Genomic DNA, 20,279 nt, shown 5'->3' with positions numbered 1-20,279 from the left:
CTTCTCAATTAAAATTAAACAATACTTATGTACATATATAACGTCACTATAAACATAGAAGAAACTATTCATAGCGAATGGTTGCAATGGATGAAAGAAGAGCATATTCCTGATATGTTAGCCACAGGAAAATTTAGTAAGGCGTTAATGACCAAAGTACTCGTAGAAGAAGAAATGGGAGGTATTACTTATTCTGTTCAATATACAACTAAAAATAAAGAGACTTTACAAAAATATTATGCTGAAGATGCCGATCGTCTTAGGGCAGAAACCAACCGCTTTGCAGGTAAATTTGTGGCATTCAGAACAGAATTAGAAATTGTAAGCGAACAGAATGGCTAAATCAAAGAAAAACAAAAAATACACTCCTAATTATTCTGTATCACAAGAAAAAACTGCTGTAAAAGCAAAAAAACATCTTGGCCAACATTTTTTGAAAGATGAAAATATAGCCCGAAAAATTGGAGATACGCTAACGCTACAGGGATATAAAAATGTCATCGAAATCGGTCCGGGAATGGGAGTTTTAACCAAATACATCCTCCAAAAAAACCTTGATGTCATTGCCATGGATTTGGATAGTGAATCTATTGAATATCTGAACACTAACTTTCAGTTAGAGCACAATGAAGTATTGAGGAGCAATTCATCTTTTCAGGTTTTGGAAGCTGATTTCCTAAAGTTTGATTTAAATTCCGTATTCCCAGGGAAACAATTTGCGATTACAGGTAATTTCCCATATAACATATCGACACAGATTGTTTTTAAAACATTAGAACATAAAGAACGTATTCCTGAATTTACAGGAATGTTTCAAAAAGAAGTAGCACAACGCATCTGCGAACAGGCAGGTACAAAAGCTTACGGTATTCTCTCGGTACTTACCCAGGCATTTTATGATGCCGAATATCTTTTTACCGTTCCTCCAGGTGTGTTTAACCCACCTCCTAAGGTAGACAGCGGCGTACTAAGACTAATAAGAAAAAAAGACTATACTCTTCCTTGCGATCAGAAATTATTCTTTAGAGTAGTAAAAACCGCCTTTGGACAGCGTCGTAAAACACTAAGAAATAGTCTTAAAACTTTTCAGCTATCTGATGAAATCAAAATATTAGATATCTTATCAAAACGTCCAGAGCAATTGTCGGTAGATGAGTTTATAAAACTTACTCAATTGATAGAAAAACATACTCATTAAGGGATTTAACACAACCATAAAGCCTAATTAAATTCTTTGGTTATCTTTGTGGGCGTTTGCACACAAGGGGACACTAAACATCAGGCATATGCAATTTCAGGTTTCTAAAGAACTTATCCAACAGGTAAAGCACCTCATCAAAACAGAAGAGGATGTAAATCTGCGTGATATGCTCAATGAAATACATTTTGCTGATGTTGCAGAAATCATTAGTGAACTTAATTTATCTCAAGCAACATACCTTATCAAGTTACTTGATAGTGAGAAAACCTCTGAAGCTCTTATGGAACTGGAAGAGGATTTTCGAGAACGTATTCTGGAAAATCTTTCTGTAAAAGAAATAGCCGAAGAGCTGGAAGAAATGGATACCGATGATGCGGCAGATATCGTAGCAGAGCTTCCTGATGAAAGAGCAGAAAAGGTAATTGCCGAAATTGAGGATGAAAAACGTGCAGAAGATATCAAAGAACTCCTTACTTATGATGAGGATACTGCGGGAGGATTAATGGCCAAAGAATTGGTAAAAGTAAAAGAAACCTGGACAGTTGCTGGTTGTGTTCGGGAGATGAGACGACAAGCAGAAAATGTAACTCGAGTACATTCTATTTATGTTGTTGATAAAGAAGAAAAACTTAAAGGTAGATTATCGCTAAAAGATTTACTAACAGCATCTGCAAAAACACATATCAGCGAAGTTTATATTCCTAAAGTAGATTATGTAGATGTTGATACAGAAGGAGAAGAGGTTGCACGTATCATGCAAAAGTATGACCTCGAAGCTATTCCTGTAGTCGATCATGATGGAGTTCTGTTAGGTCGAGTAACCATCGATGATATTGTAGATTTCATAAAAGACGAAGCCGAAAAAGATTATCAATTAGCCGCTGGTATTTCACAAGATGTAGAAGCAGATGATAATGTTTGGGAACTTACCAGAGCTCGTTTACCATGGTTAATCCTTGGTCTTTTTGGAGGGTTAGGAAGTGTATTTATCATGGAAGGATTTGAGGAAGCTCTTAACAAATACAAAGAACTTTTCTTCTTTACTCCTTTGATTGCGGCAATGGCAGGTAATGTTGGAGTACAGTCTTCTGCAATCATTGTGCAAGGTTTAGCTAACGATAATGTAAAAGGGAGTCTTCTAACCCGTTTGCTAAAAGAAATAAGTTTAAGCTTAATTAGTGGTGTTACTCTGGGGATACTGGTTATAGTATTCGGGTTTATTACCAAAATGGAAATAAATTTTAGTTTAACTATTGCTATATCCATGCTATGTGTCATCATAGTAGCAGCATTAATAGGAACTTTTGTTCCTATTATTCTAAACAAGAAAGGTATCGATCCCGCAATTGCTACAGGTCCATTTATTACCACGAGTAATGATATCTTCGGTATTTTTCTATTCTTCTATATTGCAAAGATTATTTTGGGGTTTTAATCGAGATAAGCTACACTTTACGCTTTCAGAAGATGTTTTTTAGTAATTTTAAGGAGAAGAATTACAATTAATCAGAATTAAAAAAATGAAAGTAATTAGACTTTTAATGGTATCTATCTTTATTTTTTCTAATCTTTTTGGACAAGATAAAAAACAAAAACTATATGTATTTGTTGGAGAGAAAATAGAGGTTAAAGAATTTAAACCCAAAGTAAAAGAAGGTACTATTTTAATGGACCAAGCATTTAAGGCTAAATATAAAATCCTGAAAAATGTATATGGTGATTTGAAACAAGACTCAATCGAATTTGTAGCTTATGATCACTACGGAATTCCTCCTTTTTCAAAACATAAATATGTCCTTTTATATATAGTTAAAGAAGGTGAAAATCTATATCATTCTAAATATCAATTCTCTGCATTATACAAAACCAAAGAAAATAAATGGGCAGGCATATATTCTAAATATGATTATGGACACTCATTCAATAAAAACACTTCTATTAAACCAGAAAAAATAAACTTCGAACCAATTGTAGAAATTGATTTAAAAGAGTCTTCTAAAGAGACAATTAGTAAATGGTACCCTAAGCCATATTTTTATATAAAAGACAATAAAGCGATTGCAGTTTATGGAAACTATATTAACGAACTCTTTCAACTAAAAAAAGATGGAGTATTAAAAGCGAGAGGTTATTTTAAATAAGTAAAAAACTTGTTGTCTTTTGTGTAATCTTATATTCAAGTTTGTAAATCACTGCCCGAAAAAGGCGTGAACATCGTAATTTACCATGATAGTAAGTTCCTGAGTAAAATTCATATAAATAGTTTTGTTATATACTATTCATAAAAAACATAATGAACGACTCAAAAATTATAGGATTCCCAAAGGTGTATTCAGAATTAGAAACACTGTGCAAAGAAATAGGCTTTACAATGCCATCAGACCCATACATCGGAACACTTTTAAAAACATTAATAACGTCTAAACCTAATGCAAATCTATTAGAATTAGGCACTGGCGTAGGTTTATCACTTTCATGGATGATTGCCGGAATGGATGATTCGTCTCGACTCATCACATTAGATAATGATCCCAAACTCATAAAAGTGGCACAAAAATACTTTGAAAAAGAAGAAAAGGTCAGCATTATACTTGCAGATGGAGCAGAATGGATTAAAAACTATAACGGAGAAAAATTTGATCTCATCTTTGCAGATACATGGCCTGGTAAATTTTATGAACTAGAAGAAACATTAGCATTACTAAAACGAGGTGGGTTTTATATCATTGATGATATGAACACACAACCAGATTGGCCAAAAGGTCATCAACAAAAAGTAAATCTATTGATCGAATCCCTGGAAAGTAGAGACGATTTTAATGTAACCAAAATGAATTGGTCTACAGGAATAATAATTGCCACAAAAAAATAGTACATTCGATATCACAAATCATGAAAATTTTAAGTTTGTATAGAATACCATTTTACGACTTGAAATTACGGTACTAAAATCCTGATCAAATGCAACCTGAAATTTTCGAATATCATTTTACCGTTCCAAAATCAGCTATTGATGATATGGATCATGTAAATAATGTTGTATATCTTCAATGGGTGCAAGATGTTGCAAAAAAACATTGGGAATCCAAAACTGACATTAAACTTAGAAATACGTATGTATGGGTTGTGCTTAATCACTTTATCGAATACCACCACCCTGCTTTCGAAAATGACAAAATCACGCTACAAACCTGGATTGATAATCATAGAGGGGTAAAAAGCGAACGTCATACCAAAATCATAAATTCGACTACTCAACAGGTTTTGGTATCAGCAAAGACCAGTTGGTGCTTACTATATAAAGAAACGTTAAGACCTGCTCGCATCACAGATGAAATAAGTACCTTGTTTTTCTAAAAAAAATAGTTTTATGGAAGCAATTAACATCAAAGAGAAACTATCCAAATTTGACAAACAATGGCACCCTCATCGTATCGCTACGGTAGATGATAATCAGATCTATCTCGCTAAATTATGTGGTGATTTTATTTGGCATAAACACGATGATGAAGATGAGTTATTTCAGGTCGTAAAAGGCACTTTACATATGAAATTTAGAGACAAAACTGTAACTGTAAAGCCAGGAGAAATTATTGTAGTTCCCAAAGGTGTAGAACATTGTCCATCCACAAAAGATAATGAAGAAGTTCATGTATTATTATTTGAGAAACAAAGCACGAAACACACCGGAGATATACAAAGTGAGAGAACAGTGCCTAAGTATATCGAGATATAATTCCAATATTTCAATTTAATAGTTTATTCTTAACATGTATTATGACTATATACACATGGGCATATAGCTATTTCTCTATGTCAAAAAAACAGAAACTAACTTCTAATTACAATTCAAAAAAGAACAGATGAAATCCTTTTTAAAAAATTCTGTATTAGTATGTCTAATGGTTCCTTTTTTTATAAATGCGCAAATTAACAAACCTAGTCTCAGTCCAAAAATAGTTAAAGAATTACAAGTAGGGTTAGCTACTGTAAGACTTGAGTATGGACAGCCAAGTGCAGGAGACAGGCAGATTTTTGGTGGCTTAATTCCATACCAAAAACTTTGGCGTACAGGAGCTAATTCATCTACCAAAATATCAATTGACAGAGATGTACAGCTTGCAAAAAAAGATATCCCTGCCGGTTCTTATGGATTATATAGTATCCCGGGAGAAAATGATTGGACTATTGTAATTCACAAAAACACAAAGCTATGGGGAGCAGGTAACTATGATCAAACAAATGATTTACTACGTTTCAAAGTACCTGCGCTCAAACTAAAAGATAAAATAGAAACCTTGAGTATTTATTTTGAGAATTTTCATGCTAATGGAGGTGATCTTGTAATTGCATGGGAATATACTAAAATTGTTATTCCATTATTTGTAAATTCTGATCCTATATTATTTAAAGAAATAGAAGAGAAAATTAATCATTCGACTGGAGAAATTAAAGCTCAGACTTATTTTGATGCAGCACAATTTTATTATCATAAGAACAAAGATTTAGACAAGGCTGCAGAATGGTTTGAAAAAGCCATAGCCATGAAACCAAATGCTTTTTGGTATAAATATTACAGAGCAGAATTGGCATATCACGTAAAAGATTATCAAATTGCTAAAGAAAAAGTAACTACATCATTAAATCAAGCAAAATCAAGCAAGTCTGGGGATTATGGATATATCGCCAAATGCAAATTATTATTAGAAAAAATGAATACTAAAAATTAATCTTGTATTGATTTAACAAATCCGAAACAACATTTTACAAAATTAAAAACTACCTTGATGCATTCATTTTTAGAGACTTAAGTCATGCTGGATAGAAGAAATTTTATTAGAAACACAGGTTTGGTTCTGGCAGGTAGTTTATTTCCTTTAACAGACATATTTGGTAATCCTTCAAAAAAACTAAACGTATGTCTGGTAGGGTTGGGTAATTATAGTTCTACAGTCTTAGCTCCTGCCCTACAGCGTACAAAATATTGTAAACTTACAGGGATTGTAACAGGAACTCCTTCTAAAATTCCGAGGTGGCAAAAAAGATATGGTATTGCCGATAAAAATGTGTACAACTATGAGACCATGCATCGTATAGCAGACAATCCAGATATCGATGTTATTTATATTGTTGTTCCCACGGGATTACATGCTAAGTATGCCATTAGAGCAGCAAACGCAGGAAAACATGTTTGGTGCGAAAAACCAATGGCTAAGACTGAAGCAGAATGTCAAGCAATCATTGATGCTTGTGCTAAGAATAAGGTGAAGCTTTCTATTGGATATCGTATGCAACATGAACCCAATACACGTACGGTAATAGATTGGGCGGCTTCAAAGCCTTACGGAAAAATCAAAACTGTAAGAGCAGAAATAGGATATAATGTAACCAATCCTGCACGTACATGGAGATTAGATTCGGCATTGGGAGGCGGTACAATGTATGACTTGGGAGTATATGCCCTTAATGCTGCTCGATACACGACGGGTGAAGAACCCATATCCGTCACTGCAAAACAAATGACTACTCGTCCAAAAATCTTCAATGAGACAGATGAAACCACACATTTTACCTTGGAATTTCCTTCTGGAGCCATAGCGCATGGTAAAACCAGTGTTGGTAAATCGATGCATGAGTTATATGTTGATTGCGAAAATGGATGGTATACTCTAGCTCCTTTTTCTATGTATGGAGGAGTGCAAGGCAAAGCAAGTGATGGTAAATTATTAAATATCCATATAGAGAATCAACAAGCTAGACAGATGGATGATGATGCTTTGTCTATTATCAATAATACTCCTGTTATGGTACCAGGAGAAGAAGGTATAAAAGATATTAGAATTGTAGAAGCCATTTATAAGGCAGCAAAAAATAGATCAAAAATTAGTTTATAACGCTACAAAGAATTATCAAAAGACCATATTAAGTAGTATTTCCATAAACATCCCAAAAACCCTATTTTTGATTTCACTGTAAACCGTGTATTCATAAGACATTCGTTTTCATACTTTTGGGTATAAGATTTCTATAAACATAGTTGTACACCCCAATGAAAAAATCAATATGTATTCTTTACATAAGTATAGTCATACTATGCTTTTCTTGTAGTGATTGGAAACAAATCGGCAATGATATTTACTCAGAAGCTCCTGGGGATTTTGCAGGTATGGCTACTGCCATAAATGATGATGGTTCTATTATCGCAATTGGTTCACCATATAATGATAGTAACGGTATTGGTTCTGGTCATGTCAGGGTATTTCAAAATAAAGAAAATACATGGACAACTATCGGAAAAGACATAAAGGGGTTAAAAACATATGATCATTTTGGAAGTACTTTAGATATAAATGCCAATGGAAACATCTTAGCAATAGGAACTATGCATAGTGATGTCAATGGCGAAAATTCTGGACAGGTAAGAGTTTTTAAATATCATAAAAAAGAATGGATTCAATTGGGTCAAAATCTTAACGGATCAAAAGCTTATGACGAATTTGGATATGACATTAGTCTAAGTCAAGATGGAAAAACACTTGCAATAGGAGCTCCTCATCACGAATCAACCGGCGACATAAGCAGTAGCGTTTCTATTTATACATTAAATACAGTACATAATTCTTGGGAATTACTAGGTGATCGTATTCTAGGGACAACAAAGTCTTTTAAATACACAAACAATACATTTCATGAAAATCAAATCGGAAAATCAATAGCACTTAGCGGCGATGGTCGAACATTAATTCTAAACACAACTGGTAACGGAGAAAGAGGCGTTATCACTTACAAATTAATTGATAGTCAATGGGTTCTGACAGGAAATGCAATCAAAATGAACCATAACCTCTATAACGAAATTTCTCTAATAGGAGATGTAGTTTCAATAAATGATGACGGGTCAATCATTGCCATTGGATATAAAGACTTTCAAATCTCCAAATCCTCGAATGAAACCAAGCGCGGAAACATTTTACTTATTGGTTGTGTACAAGTATTTCGTCTTAATAGTATTGACGAATGGAAACAAGTAGGAAATACTATTTATGGAACGGATTTAGAACGTTTTGGAGAACAACTTATGTTAAATGCATCAGGTAATCGTTTGGCAGTAACAAGTTATGGAGGAGATACAGCAGAATCAGGAAAAGATGCAAATTTTGTATCAACTTTTGAATTGGCAAACAATAATTGGAAGTTGTACGGAAAGAAAATTGAATTGAAACGAGCATATGAAGAGTTTGATAATTCGATTGCAATAAATAATGATGGTTCTATAATTATTGTAGGCAATAGTGCCATGGATGAAGATAATCTCACCTATGGCGAAGTAAAAATCTTTAAAAATAAATTCAAATGATTAGAATACCAGGCATTATAAAAAAATGGATGGTATTATCAATCACTATGATATTCATTATATCATGTGCCGATATGAATTCTCCATTAAAAGAAAATACTCCCAAATGGAAATCTTTAGGAAATTCTATAACATTATATTCCAAATATAATAACAGCCCCTTTAGAGAAATGAATATTAGTCTTAATGCTAACACTATTGCCATTGCTGATCAATTTAAAGAAATAGACTCTACGGTAGGGCCAAAAAAAATAGCTACATTTAAACTTCGTGATACGATTTGGTCTCCTTTTGGAAATAAAAATAAAGACACTAGTTATTTTACTTATGGACAGAATTATAAAATGAATGGTAATGCCAATCGAATCGTAATAGCAAATCTTGATAATTATGTATTAAAAGTACGAACCTTTGATCTTAAAAATAAAACCTGGGCTCTGGTGAATAACGATAGTAGTCTCGTTAAAAAACCACAAAATGAAGATCTTTATACTGCTGCGCTAAGTGGAGATTGTAACACTTTAGGAGTTTTTCAGGCCCTTAATGCGAATAATAAAGTAAAGCTACAACTCTATTCATGGACGAATCATGGCTGGATCAAGAAAGGTCATAAAATCAATGTTAAAAAGAAAACCATTTACTCTGGTTTCAATTCTTTATTTTGGGATAGTGTAAATATCAATAAAGATGGATCTATTATTACTGTAGCAAATCCTCATGATTATGACAATGGACCTAGCGCCGGAAAAGTAAAGGTTTTTAAGTTCCTTAATAACGACTGGCAACAAGTAGGCAATGATATTGATGGAGAATTTCCGTATCATAATCTAGGAATTTCTGCTCATATTGGTAACGATGGAAAATCAATTACTATATTCTCTCATTCAAGAAAACAGGAATATAACTATTCGTTTTATACGTTAGAAAACAATACTTGGATAAAGCAGGATAATTTTATTCCTGATACTTTTTTCAACAATTATCATTTAGGTCTAAGTAAGGATGGCAAAACATTACTAACTAGTAAAGTTAATTTTAGAGATACCTATAATGATTTATATACACTTTATATATATCGTAAGACTCATAAAGGTTGGAAGATTGTTGGCTACATAGATAAAATCAAGGATAAGTTTAATGAATTTGTTCTAAGCGAGGATGGGACAAAGCTTGCTATTTTGTTTGATGGATATACAAGTGACAAGCACATCAAAGTATATGGCATACCTTAGGTTTATATTTTTTTATATTCAAAAAAACCACCCGAGTATTTGAGTGGTTCTTAGCATCGATAAAAGTTACGAACCCCTTACCTTCCTTATCAATATTTTAATTTACTCTGTTCTAAAATTCCATATCTGACCAATGGTAGCTCCTTGTTTATCATCCTTAACCACAACTCTCCAATAATATGTGGTATTGGCTGAGACAATCACATCAAATGTTGAAACATTTATATTTTCTGAAACTAAAACAGGTGGATTCGTATCTCCAAAATAAAGGTCAAAAGTCAAAGGATCATTATCCTCGTCTGTAGCATCCCAATCCAAAGTGATATTGGTTCCTGATACTAGCTCTCCCAATGAAGGACTTAATACTACAGGAGCATTTGGGATAGTATTGACTCCTGCATCGGGCTCTGTAAAAAATGTTTGTATATCAGAATAACCACTATCATTACCCGCACTATCGGTTGCCTTTACTCTCCAAAAATAAGTAGTTCCCTTTTCTAAAGTAAAAGTATTGACTGTCTCTGTAGTGGTGGCTGTGAATAATACAGGAGTAAAAGTATTATCGGTCGCAATATCTATTGTATATTGTATCGAATCACCATCGCCATCTACTACTCTGCTCCAATCAAACTCAAGGTTAAAATTAGTACATACCAAATTGTTGGTAGGAAATACCAAACTGGGTATCGAAGGAACAGTATCTAGTATGGGGGTTACAGTATTATCATCTCCACTACAGGAAAATAGAAATAATGAACTTAATACTACTATATAGAAATTTCTCATTGTTTTACAATTTTAAATGGTTCTGAAACTGATCCTTCAATACGGACAAAATAAATCCCTGCAGATAAACTTTCCATAGGTAAGTTTACTTTACTGTTTATGATACTATACACTCCTGAAGACACCATCATACCCAATGTATTATGAATCGTAACATTCATCGTCTCTCCTCCATTTGGAACCGTTAGGATCACATCTCCTTGCGTAGGATTAGGAGTAATTGTAATCTTATCAAACAAATCAACCCTGGCTGATAACTTGCCTTCGCAAGCCAGACTAGAAACTATATCTAATACATCGCCATGTTGAACCTTAACAGCAAAAGTATTGCTAGTATATTCGCCTACTACCTTATCATTAATCATAGCCATATAAGGCGCCGTACCAGATGCCATTTCAATATTCATAGTATCTGAATCTAAAGTAGTCTTACCAGTTACCACAGCAGCTTCTTCTATGGTCAATTCAAAACACTGCTCACAACCAGTAATCCCATCTATAGTGATACAGAAACTATAAATATCTGGTGTCAAATCAGGAATCACTATACTAGAGGTAAAGTTATATGTCTCATTATTAATGGTAGCAATATAGTTTAATGGTTCAGTAGCACTGATCGAGATGATACCATTATTTTTATCAACACAGGTTTCGCTAGATGCAATAATAGTAAAATTATCAGCTGGTAAACTCACTATTGGACAGCTATCAAATACATGGACTACTCTGGTAATTTGTGTAGCAACATTTCCTGAAGCATCTGTAGCATTATAGGTAACCATGTACTGTCCTAACTGATTCGTATTTACAGAGGATGCATCAATCACTACAATACTGCCATCATCGGTAGTAGCGCTTAACTCGATATAATCTTCACCAAAAATTACGGTTTGAGGGTTCTCACCGGTTAAGGTAATTACTGGAGCAGTGGTGTCACAATCCAATCCGTCATCAGTAATCATCCAATTATACGGAGCACTGGTTAAAGTATTTCTGGCTGCCTCGGCTAACAATAGGTAGCATCTGCATTTAACGTCAAATCTGTCGGGATTGCATTTTCCCCTGCTTCTAAAGTTGCCCATCCAATCAATGTTTTATCATAATTCTCCCGAGACATTCCAGAACCTGTAAAAAAGTTATCTAACTCTTCTACATTACTAATATCCCAAGCTGATAAATCCTGATCAAAAGCTGTGGCGCCATTAAACATATCAGAAGCTACATACACATTACTAAAATCCCAATTACCTAAATCCTGATTAAACGCCGTTGCTCCCTGGAACATTCTGTCTATATAGTCCACAGTGCCTAGAGTCCATTTACCAATGGGTTGGTTAAAGGAAGTAGCATCTTTAAACATGGCATCAAATTCGTCTACTTTGCTTACATCCCAATTTGATATATCCTGATTAAAAGTAGCCGCAGCTTCAAAGGCGTTAAAAGCATCGGTCAAACTAGTAAAAGTCCATCCACCAATATTTTCATTAAACAAGGTACAACCATTAAACATAGATGATATACTTTCAATAGTAGTCATATCCCAAGCATTCATGGTATCTTTTAGATCTTCCAGATTCGTACAGTCTCTAAACATACCTGACATCCTTGTTACCTGGGATAAATCAGGAGTGTCCTCAGCGTTCAATTTTAGATTATAACAACCATCAAAAGCACTTCGCATCGAAGTCCATTGTTGCGTTCCCCATTGTTCTACGGTCAATAATTTACCTTCATCATCGCCTGTTAATCTTGTGAAAAATGGCGCAGGAAAGTCTCCCGTTATCTTTATAGTTTGAATTCCCGCTGTTGCAAATGTATGTGTAACATCTCCTGTTATCCCCGTTTCAACGGTTCCATCTCCCCAGTCTACGCCATAATTATAACCTGATCCAACAACAGGAATAGTTATGCTTTCATTAGGTGTAGTTGTTTGCCAGGTGGTTATAAAAAAGTCTGTTGGTACACAACCTAGTCCTTCATCAGTAATCGACCAATTATAAGGAGCACTGGTCAATGTATTTCTGGCATCTTCTGCTAAACAATAAAAACTACTAGCATCTAATATTAAATTGGCAGGAATTTGGGTTTCTCCAGCTTCTAAAGTTGCCCATCCTACTAATGTAGCATCATAATTAGCAGTAGACATCGCTGTTCTTAAAAATAGTCTGTTCATTATTGTGGTTTCACTAATATCCCAATTACCCAAATTTTGATTAAATGAAGAAGCTCCCCAAAACATCTCATCCATATTAGAAATGGTAGATACATCCCAAGAATCCAGAGGTTGGTTAAAACTTGATGCAGAGAAGAATAATCTTTTTAAGGTTCCCATTCCTGAAACATCCCAGGAATCTAAAGGTCGATTGAATGCAGCTGCTCTAAAAAACATACTTCTAATATTTGAAACTTTACTTAGTTCCCAATTTCCGATCGGTTGGTTAAAAGAAGTTGCCGTAGAGAACATACTATTCATATTAATAATCTTAGTACTCACAAACTCTCCGATATTCCAACTACTAATATTTTGATTAAATTTAAATGCTTCATAGAACATCAGCTCAAAACTTATTACCTTACCAACATCCCAATTGGCAATATTTCCATCAAAGTTATTTGCTCGATAGAACATTTCTTTCATTGTAGTAATAGTACTGGTATCCCAATTGGAAAAATCTGGAGTATCCAAAGAGGTGCAAGACCTAAACATATTATTTAGATTAGTAACATTAGATAAATCAGGAGCATCTATAGCGTTAATTTTAAGTTGCGTACAACCTGAAAAAGCGTATTGAAAATTTCTCCATGCAATATTTCCCCATTGCTCAATAGAACTTATTTTATTTCTATCACCTGTATTATTAAAATAAATCCTCGGGAAATCTCCTGTAATTTTTACTGTGTAAGCTCCCGCTACTACATATTCATGGGTAGCATTTCCAGTAAACCCAGCTTCAATAGTACCATCTCCCCAATCTATTGAATAGTTGTATCCCGAACCGGTTGTAGGAATGGTAATACTTTCATTAGCAATAGTGGTTTGCCAAGTGGTGATAAAAAAATCTGACGTTGCACAAGTCGTTCCACCATCAGTAATCGTCCAATTATGTGGTGAACTGGTTAATGTATTATGAGCTTCCACTCCTAAACAATACATACTTGAACCTGCATGAAAAGTGATATTAGAAGGAACATCGTCAACACCATCGGTTGTATTACCACTTGAGTCTGTAGCCCATCCAATTAACGTCGCATCATAATTCGCTAAAGAAAGCCCTGAAGTCACAAACATATCAGACATATTAGTTACTTTGCTCATATCCCAATCACCTAGGTTTTGATTAAAATTAGGGCAGTTCGCCAGCATATTACTCATATTGGTAACATTCTGAGTATTCCAACTACTAATATCCTCATTAAATGGAGTATTTCTGAATAAGAATCCCATATCCTGGACATTGCTCACATCCCAGGTACCTATGGTTCCGCCATTGTCAACAAGATTTGAATTTAAAAAGAACATTCCTTGCATACTGGTAACGGCACTTAAGTCAGGGATATCAGTAGCATTAATAACAAGGCTGGTGGCACTATCAAAAGCACCCTCCATACTTGTCCATTGTTGCGTACCCCATTGCTCTATAGATTGAATTTTGGCTGCATTGGAAATGTAACCTCCTAAACCAGGATTATAAAACCTTGGAAAATCCCCGATAATTCTTACGGTATATGCTCCTGCTGTAGTATATTCGTGAGTCGCATTTCCTGTTAATCCAAAATCAACGGTTCCATCGCCCCAATCAACAACATAGTTATATCCGCTTCCTGTTGTTGGGATCGTAATACTTTCACTAACTGTAGTCGTTTGCCAGGTAGTGATAAAAGCATCGCTACAATCCAATCCTGCATCACTAATCGTCCAATTATAAGGAGCACTAGTTAATGTATTTCGAGCAGTCTCCCCAAAACAATAGGTAAAGCTGTCTGCGCCCAGTACCAAGTTGTTAGGTGTATTAGCATTTGCTGCCCATCCTATTAACGTTGAATCATAATTTGCTGTAGAAAGCCCAGAATTAGTCAACATATCATCAATATCTGTTACTTTTTCAAGATTCCAATCCCCTAAACTTTGGTTGAAACTAGCAGTACCAGTAAGCATACCATTCATGTTAATAGTACCTGCTACATTTTCACCAATATTCCAACCACCTATATCTTGATTAAAACTTCTTGTTCCAGCTAACATTAAATCAAATGCTATTACATTACCCACATCCCAAGTAGAGATATTTCCATTAAAATTTCTGGCATTTATAAACATCCATGTCATAGAAGTTACAGAAGAGGTGTCCCAATTAGAAAAATCAGGAGATTGTAAATTAGTACAACCAAAAAACATTTGACCCATTACCGTTACATTAGATAAATTGGGGGCATCAATAGCGGTAATATTCATGTTACTACATCGTGAAAATGCTTGAAACATACTTCTCCATTCTATATTTCCCCACTGCTCAACAGTTCTCAGCTTTTCAGCATTAGATATCCCACCTGCCAAGGAAGCAAACTGAGGAAAATCGCCTAAAATCTTAACGGTATATGTACCTGCTATGGAATAACTATGGGTAGCATTACCTGTAATTCCAGTTTCAACGGTTCCGTCTCCCCAATCCACAAAATAATCGTACCCTGATCCTGTAGTAGGTATGGTAATACTTTCATTGGTAGCAGTAGTTTTCCAGGTAGTGATAAAAGCATCAGCACAATCTAGTCCGGCATCAGAGATACTCCAATTTAACCCACCAATATCAGTTAATGTATTTCTAGCAACTTCTGCCAAACAATAGGTGAGATTAGATACTCCAAGATCTAGTCCACTTGGTGTATTACTGTTTTCTGCCCAGCCGATTAAGGTAGCATCATAATTAGCGGTAGAAAGTCCAGTACCACCTAGCATATTCCTAATATTTGTTACTTTCTCTATATTCCAGGCACCTAAATTTTGATCAAAATTTTCAGCGTTTATCAACATACTTCCCAAATTAACAGTCCCTGTAACATTTTCTCCTATATTCCAATTACTGATATCTTGATTAAATGTTATGGCATTTTCAAACATTAGTACAAAACCTGTAGCTTTTCCTACATCCCAGTTAGTAATAGATGTACTATTAAAATTGGATGCATTTCTAAACATACCACCGAAGACGACTACACTACTGGTATCCCAATTTGAAAAATCTAGCATAGAAGATGTTCCCAATGTAGTACATTCTCTAAACATCCTTGATACGGAAGTCACGTTACTAAGATCTGGAGCATCTGTTGCAATGACATCTAGATTAGAACAACCAGAGAATGCATCGTTAAAACCATTCCAAGCAATAGAGCCCCATTGTGTTACATTTAGAATTTTGTCTTTATCTCCTGAATCATTAAAGTAAATTCTTGGGAAATCTCCTATAATTCTTACTGTATACGTTCCAGAAGTAGTATACTCATGAGTGGCATTTCCTGTAAATCCAGTTTCAATGGTACCATCTCCCCAATCCACGCTATAGTCATATCCAGATCCGGTTGTGGGTATTACAATATTTTCATTATCCGTAGTAGTTTGCCAAGTGGTAATAAAAAAATCTGTTGAAGCACAAGCAACACCATCATCCGTGATACTCCAATTTAATCCGGTAGGATCGGTTAGCGTATTTCTAGCATCAGCTCCGAGACAGTATTGGCTTCCCTCAAAGCTGATACTGATATTAGAAGGTATCGTTTCTCCTGGATCTTGTGTAGCCCAACCGATAAGTGTAGCATCATAATTTGTGGTAGAAAGAGAGCTCTGTGAAAACATGTTGTTCATATTTGAGACCTTGCTTATATCCCAACTCCCCAGGTTTTGATTAAATTGACGACCTCGTAGAAACATACCTCCCATATTTATCGTTCCAGTAACACGTTCTCCGATATTCCAATTAGAAATATTTTGATTGAATGGAGAGATAGCAAACGTACTTATGAAATTGGTAACACTCCCTACATCCCAAGTACTTACATCTCCATTAAAACTAGAAGCAAAAAAAACAAAAGGCATATTGGTGACGTTAGACACATCCCAGTTTGAAAAATCTTCATCTCTAAATGCTTGACACGCTCTAAACGCATTTCGCAAATTAGTTACCCTTGAAAGATCCGGAGCATCTGTTGCTTTTATCCTTAGTTTTTTACAATCGTTGAATGCATTTTCCATACTAGTCCAGGCAATATTTCCCCATTGCTCAACGGTTAGAATTTTGTCGGAATCTGCATTATTATTAAAATAGATTCTAGGGAAATCTCCAGTGATTTTTACGGTATAAATATCAGCTACTGCATACTCATGAGTAGCGTTTCCTGTAAATCCAGTTTCGATAGTGCCATCTCCCCAATCTACTGTATAATTATATCCAGATCCGGTAGTGGGAATGGTAATACTTTCATCTGCGGTTGTAGTTTCCCAGGTAGTAATAAATTCATTCTGAGCAAAACTAGTAGTAAAAAAACTGACAATAAAAAATAATGTAATGTAAAAGTGTTTCATAAGGGGCTTTTAGAAAATAGTTGATCATATATTCTTAAAATCGAGTGCAAAATTAACAGGATTTTAAGGGTTGCAAAGAAAATAGGGGTTGCAAAAGGGTTGCAAGATGGTGTTTTTGGGGTTGCAGAGATATCACAAACCATTGTTTCACAAGGTTTTACCTGTTAAAAACACTTTAATCAGTTCTTTGACTACAAAATCTGAGGGCTGAGGCTCTCGAAGTCCGATATGATGAACTCGTAACATATATTCTAGAAGTACATTTAAAAACACCCTTCGACAGGCTCAGGGTTCGTATGCTATATCTCAAAGTTTTTGATAAACTCAATAATATCTTGTTTAGAATCGACTCCTACTTTTTTACGAATGCGAGATCGGGAAGATTTAATTGCGGAGACCGTTGTACCTTGTAATTTACTAATTTCAGTAGAATTGAGCCCCAATGTCATAAGGCATAGGAGTTCTTTTTCCTTTTCTTTTAATTGCGTAAAGTGTTTATCGAGAATCACTTTAAAATCAATGCTTACTGAATTAAGATAAGAATGTAGATCAGTAGCTGTTCTTTTCGTTGCTTTTTCAGAAAGTAATGAAGCAGAAAGTGAATGCAATGCTGTTTTACGTTCTTGTTCATCTCTTAGTTTGATGATATCTCGTATTTCGCCTAAGGTACTACTTAGTATTTCTTGACGTAGTGAATTTTCAATAACCGCATTTTTTAGTTCTTTTTCTCGGGTTACCAGCGCCAATTCTGCTTTTACTTTTTCTAATTGCTCGCTTTCTAACTCTTTATTTGATAATGCTAATCGATGCTTTGCATTTTTTCGGGTTAACCAAAAAATAATACCTCCCATAATGGTAGCGATTACAAAAAGTAATAGGTACAATTGTTTCTTTGAGGTTTCATTTTCTAATCTTAACTCACTCGCCTGTTTTTCTTTATCAAATTGATAATTCAGTTCTAAAGCTGTAATCCGTTTTGCTTTTTCAATATCATTGATAGAATCATTGTACATTTTGTAGACCTTATAATCTTGTAGTGCTTGCTCGTATTCTTTTAGAGTTTCGTTTAGATTACTTCTACTGTAATACTGCTTTAATAACAATTCTTTATGTTTTAGTTTTTTTGCAACAACAATGGCGCTATCAAGATAGGGAACAGCGCTCTCATATTGCTTTAGCGCATTATATAATACTGCTACATTCAAGTAACTTATACTCAATTCATTTTGATCATTAATATCTCTAGAAATTTCAATATTTTCTTTATATATATCGATCGATTGATCATACTTTTTCTCTTTAAAATATATTGCAGCTAAAGTGCCGTTAGCTTTTGATTTACGAACACTTGAACACGGCATCTCTTTAACAACAGATATATGATATCTAGCAGAATCCATCTGTTCATTGTTATAGTATGTGAGTCCCAACATATGATGGGATAATGCTAGATCTTCAACATCTTTCAGTTTTTCCTTAACGATTATTGCTTTTTTTAAGTATTCTTTTGCTTTACTAAACTCCTTTTGACGTCTGTAAAACATACCCAGATTATGTAATGATAATCCAATACCCGCAGAATCCCTTACGTTATGAGTTATATCAAGTGCTTCTAAGTAGTTGCTAAGTGCTTTTTCTACATAACTCTGCTTACTATCTAATATACCGAGATAATTCAGTGCTTCTGCTTTGCGACTTTGAAAGTAATTTCCTTCGTTATCTTTGATAATATTTAAGACATCGTTAATAATGATTCTTGTGGTATCTACATTAGATTTAATCAATTGTTTTGCCAATTCAATTTTATACCCAATCTTGATCGAATCATTGGTAGTTTTTTCGATTTTATGTTTTAATTCTGTAGCAAGACTATCGTGTGATTGTGAAAAAACAGTGCATGATATTAATAAGATACTTATATATACAAAAGTGGTTTTCAACAGATCGTTTTTTGGAAATTAGTTGGTCTTTCCCCAAAAATACATCATAATATTTTTATAATCGTAATGATTTTTTATGATGCTTACATCAAAATTAATTAGACTGTCTAAAAAGTGATTTTTTGATGTCAAACTGACAAATACAGGCTTTTTTACTTTTTAGACAGCCTCACACCATAACCTCTTATTGTTGTAAGTACACAAATAAAACAGCTATTATTCGATCACCATTTTTTTGGTATCTATTTTTGTACTCCCTACATACATCGTATAGAAGTAGGTTCCCATTGCCAATCCATCTCTATTGATATTTAATGTTCTATCTCCTGTTTCCTTAAGTGCTACCTTAGAAATAACTTGTCCCACAGTATTACTAAATACAATTGATGCATTAGTAATTCCACTAGGCAGGTAATATTTAATAGATGACGTTCCGTTAAAAGGATTCGGAATATTTTGATATAATATGGGTCTATTTTCTTTATTGATGCTTGCTGAAGTATCACAGGCACAACTTTCTAAAGCAGCTAATCGAGAAAGCAGCTCGGTCATTTGATTTTGTAAACTTTCGATTTCACTTTGGGCATCTGTAAGATCGGATTCTAAAGATGCTATCACCGGTGATAAGTCGACTCTTACTACATTTCCATTTTCGATCCCAATCGTTAACTGATTATTCGTTACTGTAGCCGAGGTAAGATTCTGATTGTCGGTTCCTACTCCATCCTGTAATGCGGAAAGATTAATAGTGTTTCCTCCTGAAATACTTAAATTTCCATTAGCAAGACTTAGTGTTTGCGCATCGGTATTATCTAAGTATCCCGATAAATCTACCGTAGTCCCATCGTTGGTTAAGCTTAACGTATTTCCGGAAAGGATTAAATCCTGAGCATCGGTATTGTCTAAATAACCTGAAAGATCAACCGTAGACGCATTGCCTGAAATACTCAGTGTATTTGTCGCTAAGGATATGCCTTGCGCATCAGTATTGTCCAGATATTTTGATAAATCTACATTGGTGGCATCATTGGTAAGACTCAAAGCATCACCTGATAAGGTTAAATCCTGAGCATCGGTATTATCTAAATATCCCGAAAGATCAACCGTAGATACATTGCCTGAAATACTCAGTGTATTTGTCGCTAAGGATATGCCTTGCGCATCAGTATTGTCCAGATATTTTGATAAA

At 34.5% G+C, this 20,279-nt stretch carries 16 protein-coding genes; 11 read left to right on the top strand and 5 right to left on the bottom strand.

Going from position 1 to position 20,279, the window contains the following annotated elements:
• Positions 1-27 precede the first annotated feature (27 nt).
• The 11 genes from PQF96_RS14845 (at position 28) to PQF96_RS14795 (ending at position 9,790) form a co-directional block, all read left to right on the top strand.
• On the top strand, positions 28-342 hold the full coding sequence (locus tag PQF96_RS14845) for a DUF4286 family protein (protein ID WP_109435838.1): 315 nt from the start codon (positions 28-30) through the stop codon (positions 340-342).
• Complete coding sequence (rsmA, locus tag PQF96_RS14840; RefSeq protein ID WP_271767136.1) at positions 335-1,198, top strand: 16S rRNA (adenine(1518)-N(6)/adenine(1519)-N(6))-dimethyltransferase RsmA; 864 nt, start codon at positions 335-337, stop codon at positions 1,196-1,198. Before PQF96_RS14845 ends, rsmA begins: the two co-directional genes overlap by 8 nt.
• Positions 1,199-1,286: 88 nt before the next feature.
• Positions 1,287-2,636, top strand: coding sequence for a magnesium transporter (gene mgtE / locus PQF96_RS14835; protein WP_109435840.1), 1,350 nt, complete (start codon positions 1,287-1,289; stop codon positions 2,634-2,636).
• An 85-nt stretch (positions 2,637-2,721) separates the two neighbouring features.
• Entirely contained in the window at positions 2,722-3,342 is a 621-nt protein-coding gene (locus PQF96_RS14830; protein ID WP_109435841.1) for a hypothetical protein, read from the top strand.
• A gap of 152 nt (positions 3,343-3,494) precedes the next feature.
• Positions 3,495-4,073 carry an O-methyltransferase gene (locus PQF96_RS14825; protein ID WP_271767133.1) on the top strand — a complete coding sequence of 193 codons (579 nt, stop codon included), beginning with the start codon at positions 3,495-3,497 and terminating at the stop codon, positions 4,071-4,073.
• 89 nt (positions 4,074-4,162) lie between these two features.
• Positions 4,163-4,558 carry an acyl-CoA thioesterase gene (locus tag PQF96_RS14820; RefSeq protein WP_271767131.1) on the top strand — a complete coding sequence of 132 codons (396 nt, stop codon included), beginning with the start codon at positions 4,163-4,165 and terminating at the stop codon, positions 4,556-4,558.
• Between the two features lie 13 nt (positions 4,559-4,571).
• Complete coding sequence (locus PQF96_RS14815) at positions 4,572-4,937, top strand: cupin domain-containing protein (RefSeq protein ID WP_109435844.1); 366 nt, start codon at positions 4,572-4,574, stop codon at positions 4,935-4,937.
• A 127-nt stretch (positions 4,938-5,064) separates the two neighbouring features.
• The gene (locus PQF96_RS14810) at positions 5,065-5,931 is read left to right on the top strand and encodes a DUF2911 domain-containing protein (RefSeq protein ID WP_271767129.1); all 867 of its coding nucleotides are present in this window, start codon (positions 5,065-5,067) and stop codon (positions 5,929-5,931) included.
• A gap of 84 nt (positions 5,932-6,015) precedes the next feature.
• Positions 6,016-7,095, top strand: a complete 1,080-nt coding sequence (locus tag PQF96_RS14805; RefSeq protein WP_271767128.1) for a Gfo/Idh/MocA family protein — start codon at positions 6,016-6,018, stop codon at positions 7,093-7,095.
• A gap of 155 nt (positions 7,096-7,250) precedes the next feature.
• A complete protein-coding gene (locus PQF96_RS14800) occupies positions 7,251-8,558 on the top strand; it encodes a WD40 repeat domain-containing protein (protein ID WP_271767126.1) in 1,308 nt (435 codons plus the stop codon).
• Entirely contained in the window at positions 8,555-9,790 is a 1,236-nt protein-coding gene (locus tag PQF96_RS14795) for a hypothetical protein (protein ID WP_271767124.1), read from the top strand. The genes PQF96_RS14800 and PQF96_RS14795 overlap by 4 nt, the downstream gene beginning before the upstream one ends.
• A gap of 102 nt (positions 9,791-9,892) precedes the next feature.
• Here PQF96_RS14795 and PQF96_RS14790 read toward each other — a convergent pair whose 3' ends face one another.
• From PQF96_RS14790 to PQF96_RS14770, 5 genes are all read right to left on the bottom strand, one after another.
• Positions 9,893-10,576 carry a hypothetical protein gene (locus PQF96_RS14790; protein WP_271767122.1) on the bottom strand — a complete coding sequence of 228 codons (684 nt, stop codon included), beginning with the start codon at positions 10,574-10,576 and terminating at the stop codon, positions 9,893-9,895.
• Positions 10,573-11,658, bottom strand: coding sequence for an immunoglobulin-like domain-containing protein (locus tag PQF96_RS14785; RefSeq protein ID WP_271767121.1), 1,086 nt, complete (start codon positions 11,656-11,658; stop codon positions 10,573-10,575). The genes PQF96_RS14790 and PQF96_RS14785 overlap by 4 nt, the downstream gene beginning before the upstream one ends.
• Positions 11,583-17,150: a BspA family leucine-rich repeat surface protein gene (locus PQF96_RS14780; protein ID WP_271767119.1), complete on the bottom strand. Its 5,568-nt coding sequence runs from the start codon at positions 17,148-17,150 to the stop codon at positions 11,583-11,585. Before PQF96_RS14780 ends, PQF96_RS14785 begins: the two co-directional genes overlap by 76 nt.
• 299 nt (positions 17,151-17,449) lie before the next feature.
• On the bottom strand, positions 17,450-19,090 hold the full coding sequence (locus tag PQF96_RS14775) for a tetratricopeptide repeat protein (RefSeq protein WP_271767116.1): 1,641 nt from the start codon (positions 19,088-19,090) through the stop codon (positions 17,450-17,452).
• Positions 19,091-19,306: 216 nt separating this feature from the next.
• On the bottom strand, positions 19,307-20,279 hold a 973-nt coding region (locus PQF96_RS14770; protein ID WP_271767115.1), incomplete at its 5' end, for a T9SS type A sorting domain-containing protein.

Origin of the sequence: Aquimarina algiphila (genome assembly GCF_947494415.1) — a bacterium.
GTDB classification, from domain to species: domain Bacteria; phylum Bacteroidota; class Bacteroidia; order Flavobacteriales; family Flavobacteriaceae; genus Aquimarina; species Aquimarina algiphila.
Note: the sequence above shows the minus strand (reverse complement) of the source record. Positions and strands in the feature narration are given on the sequence as shown.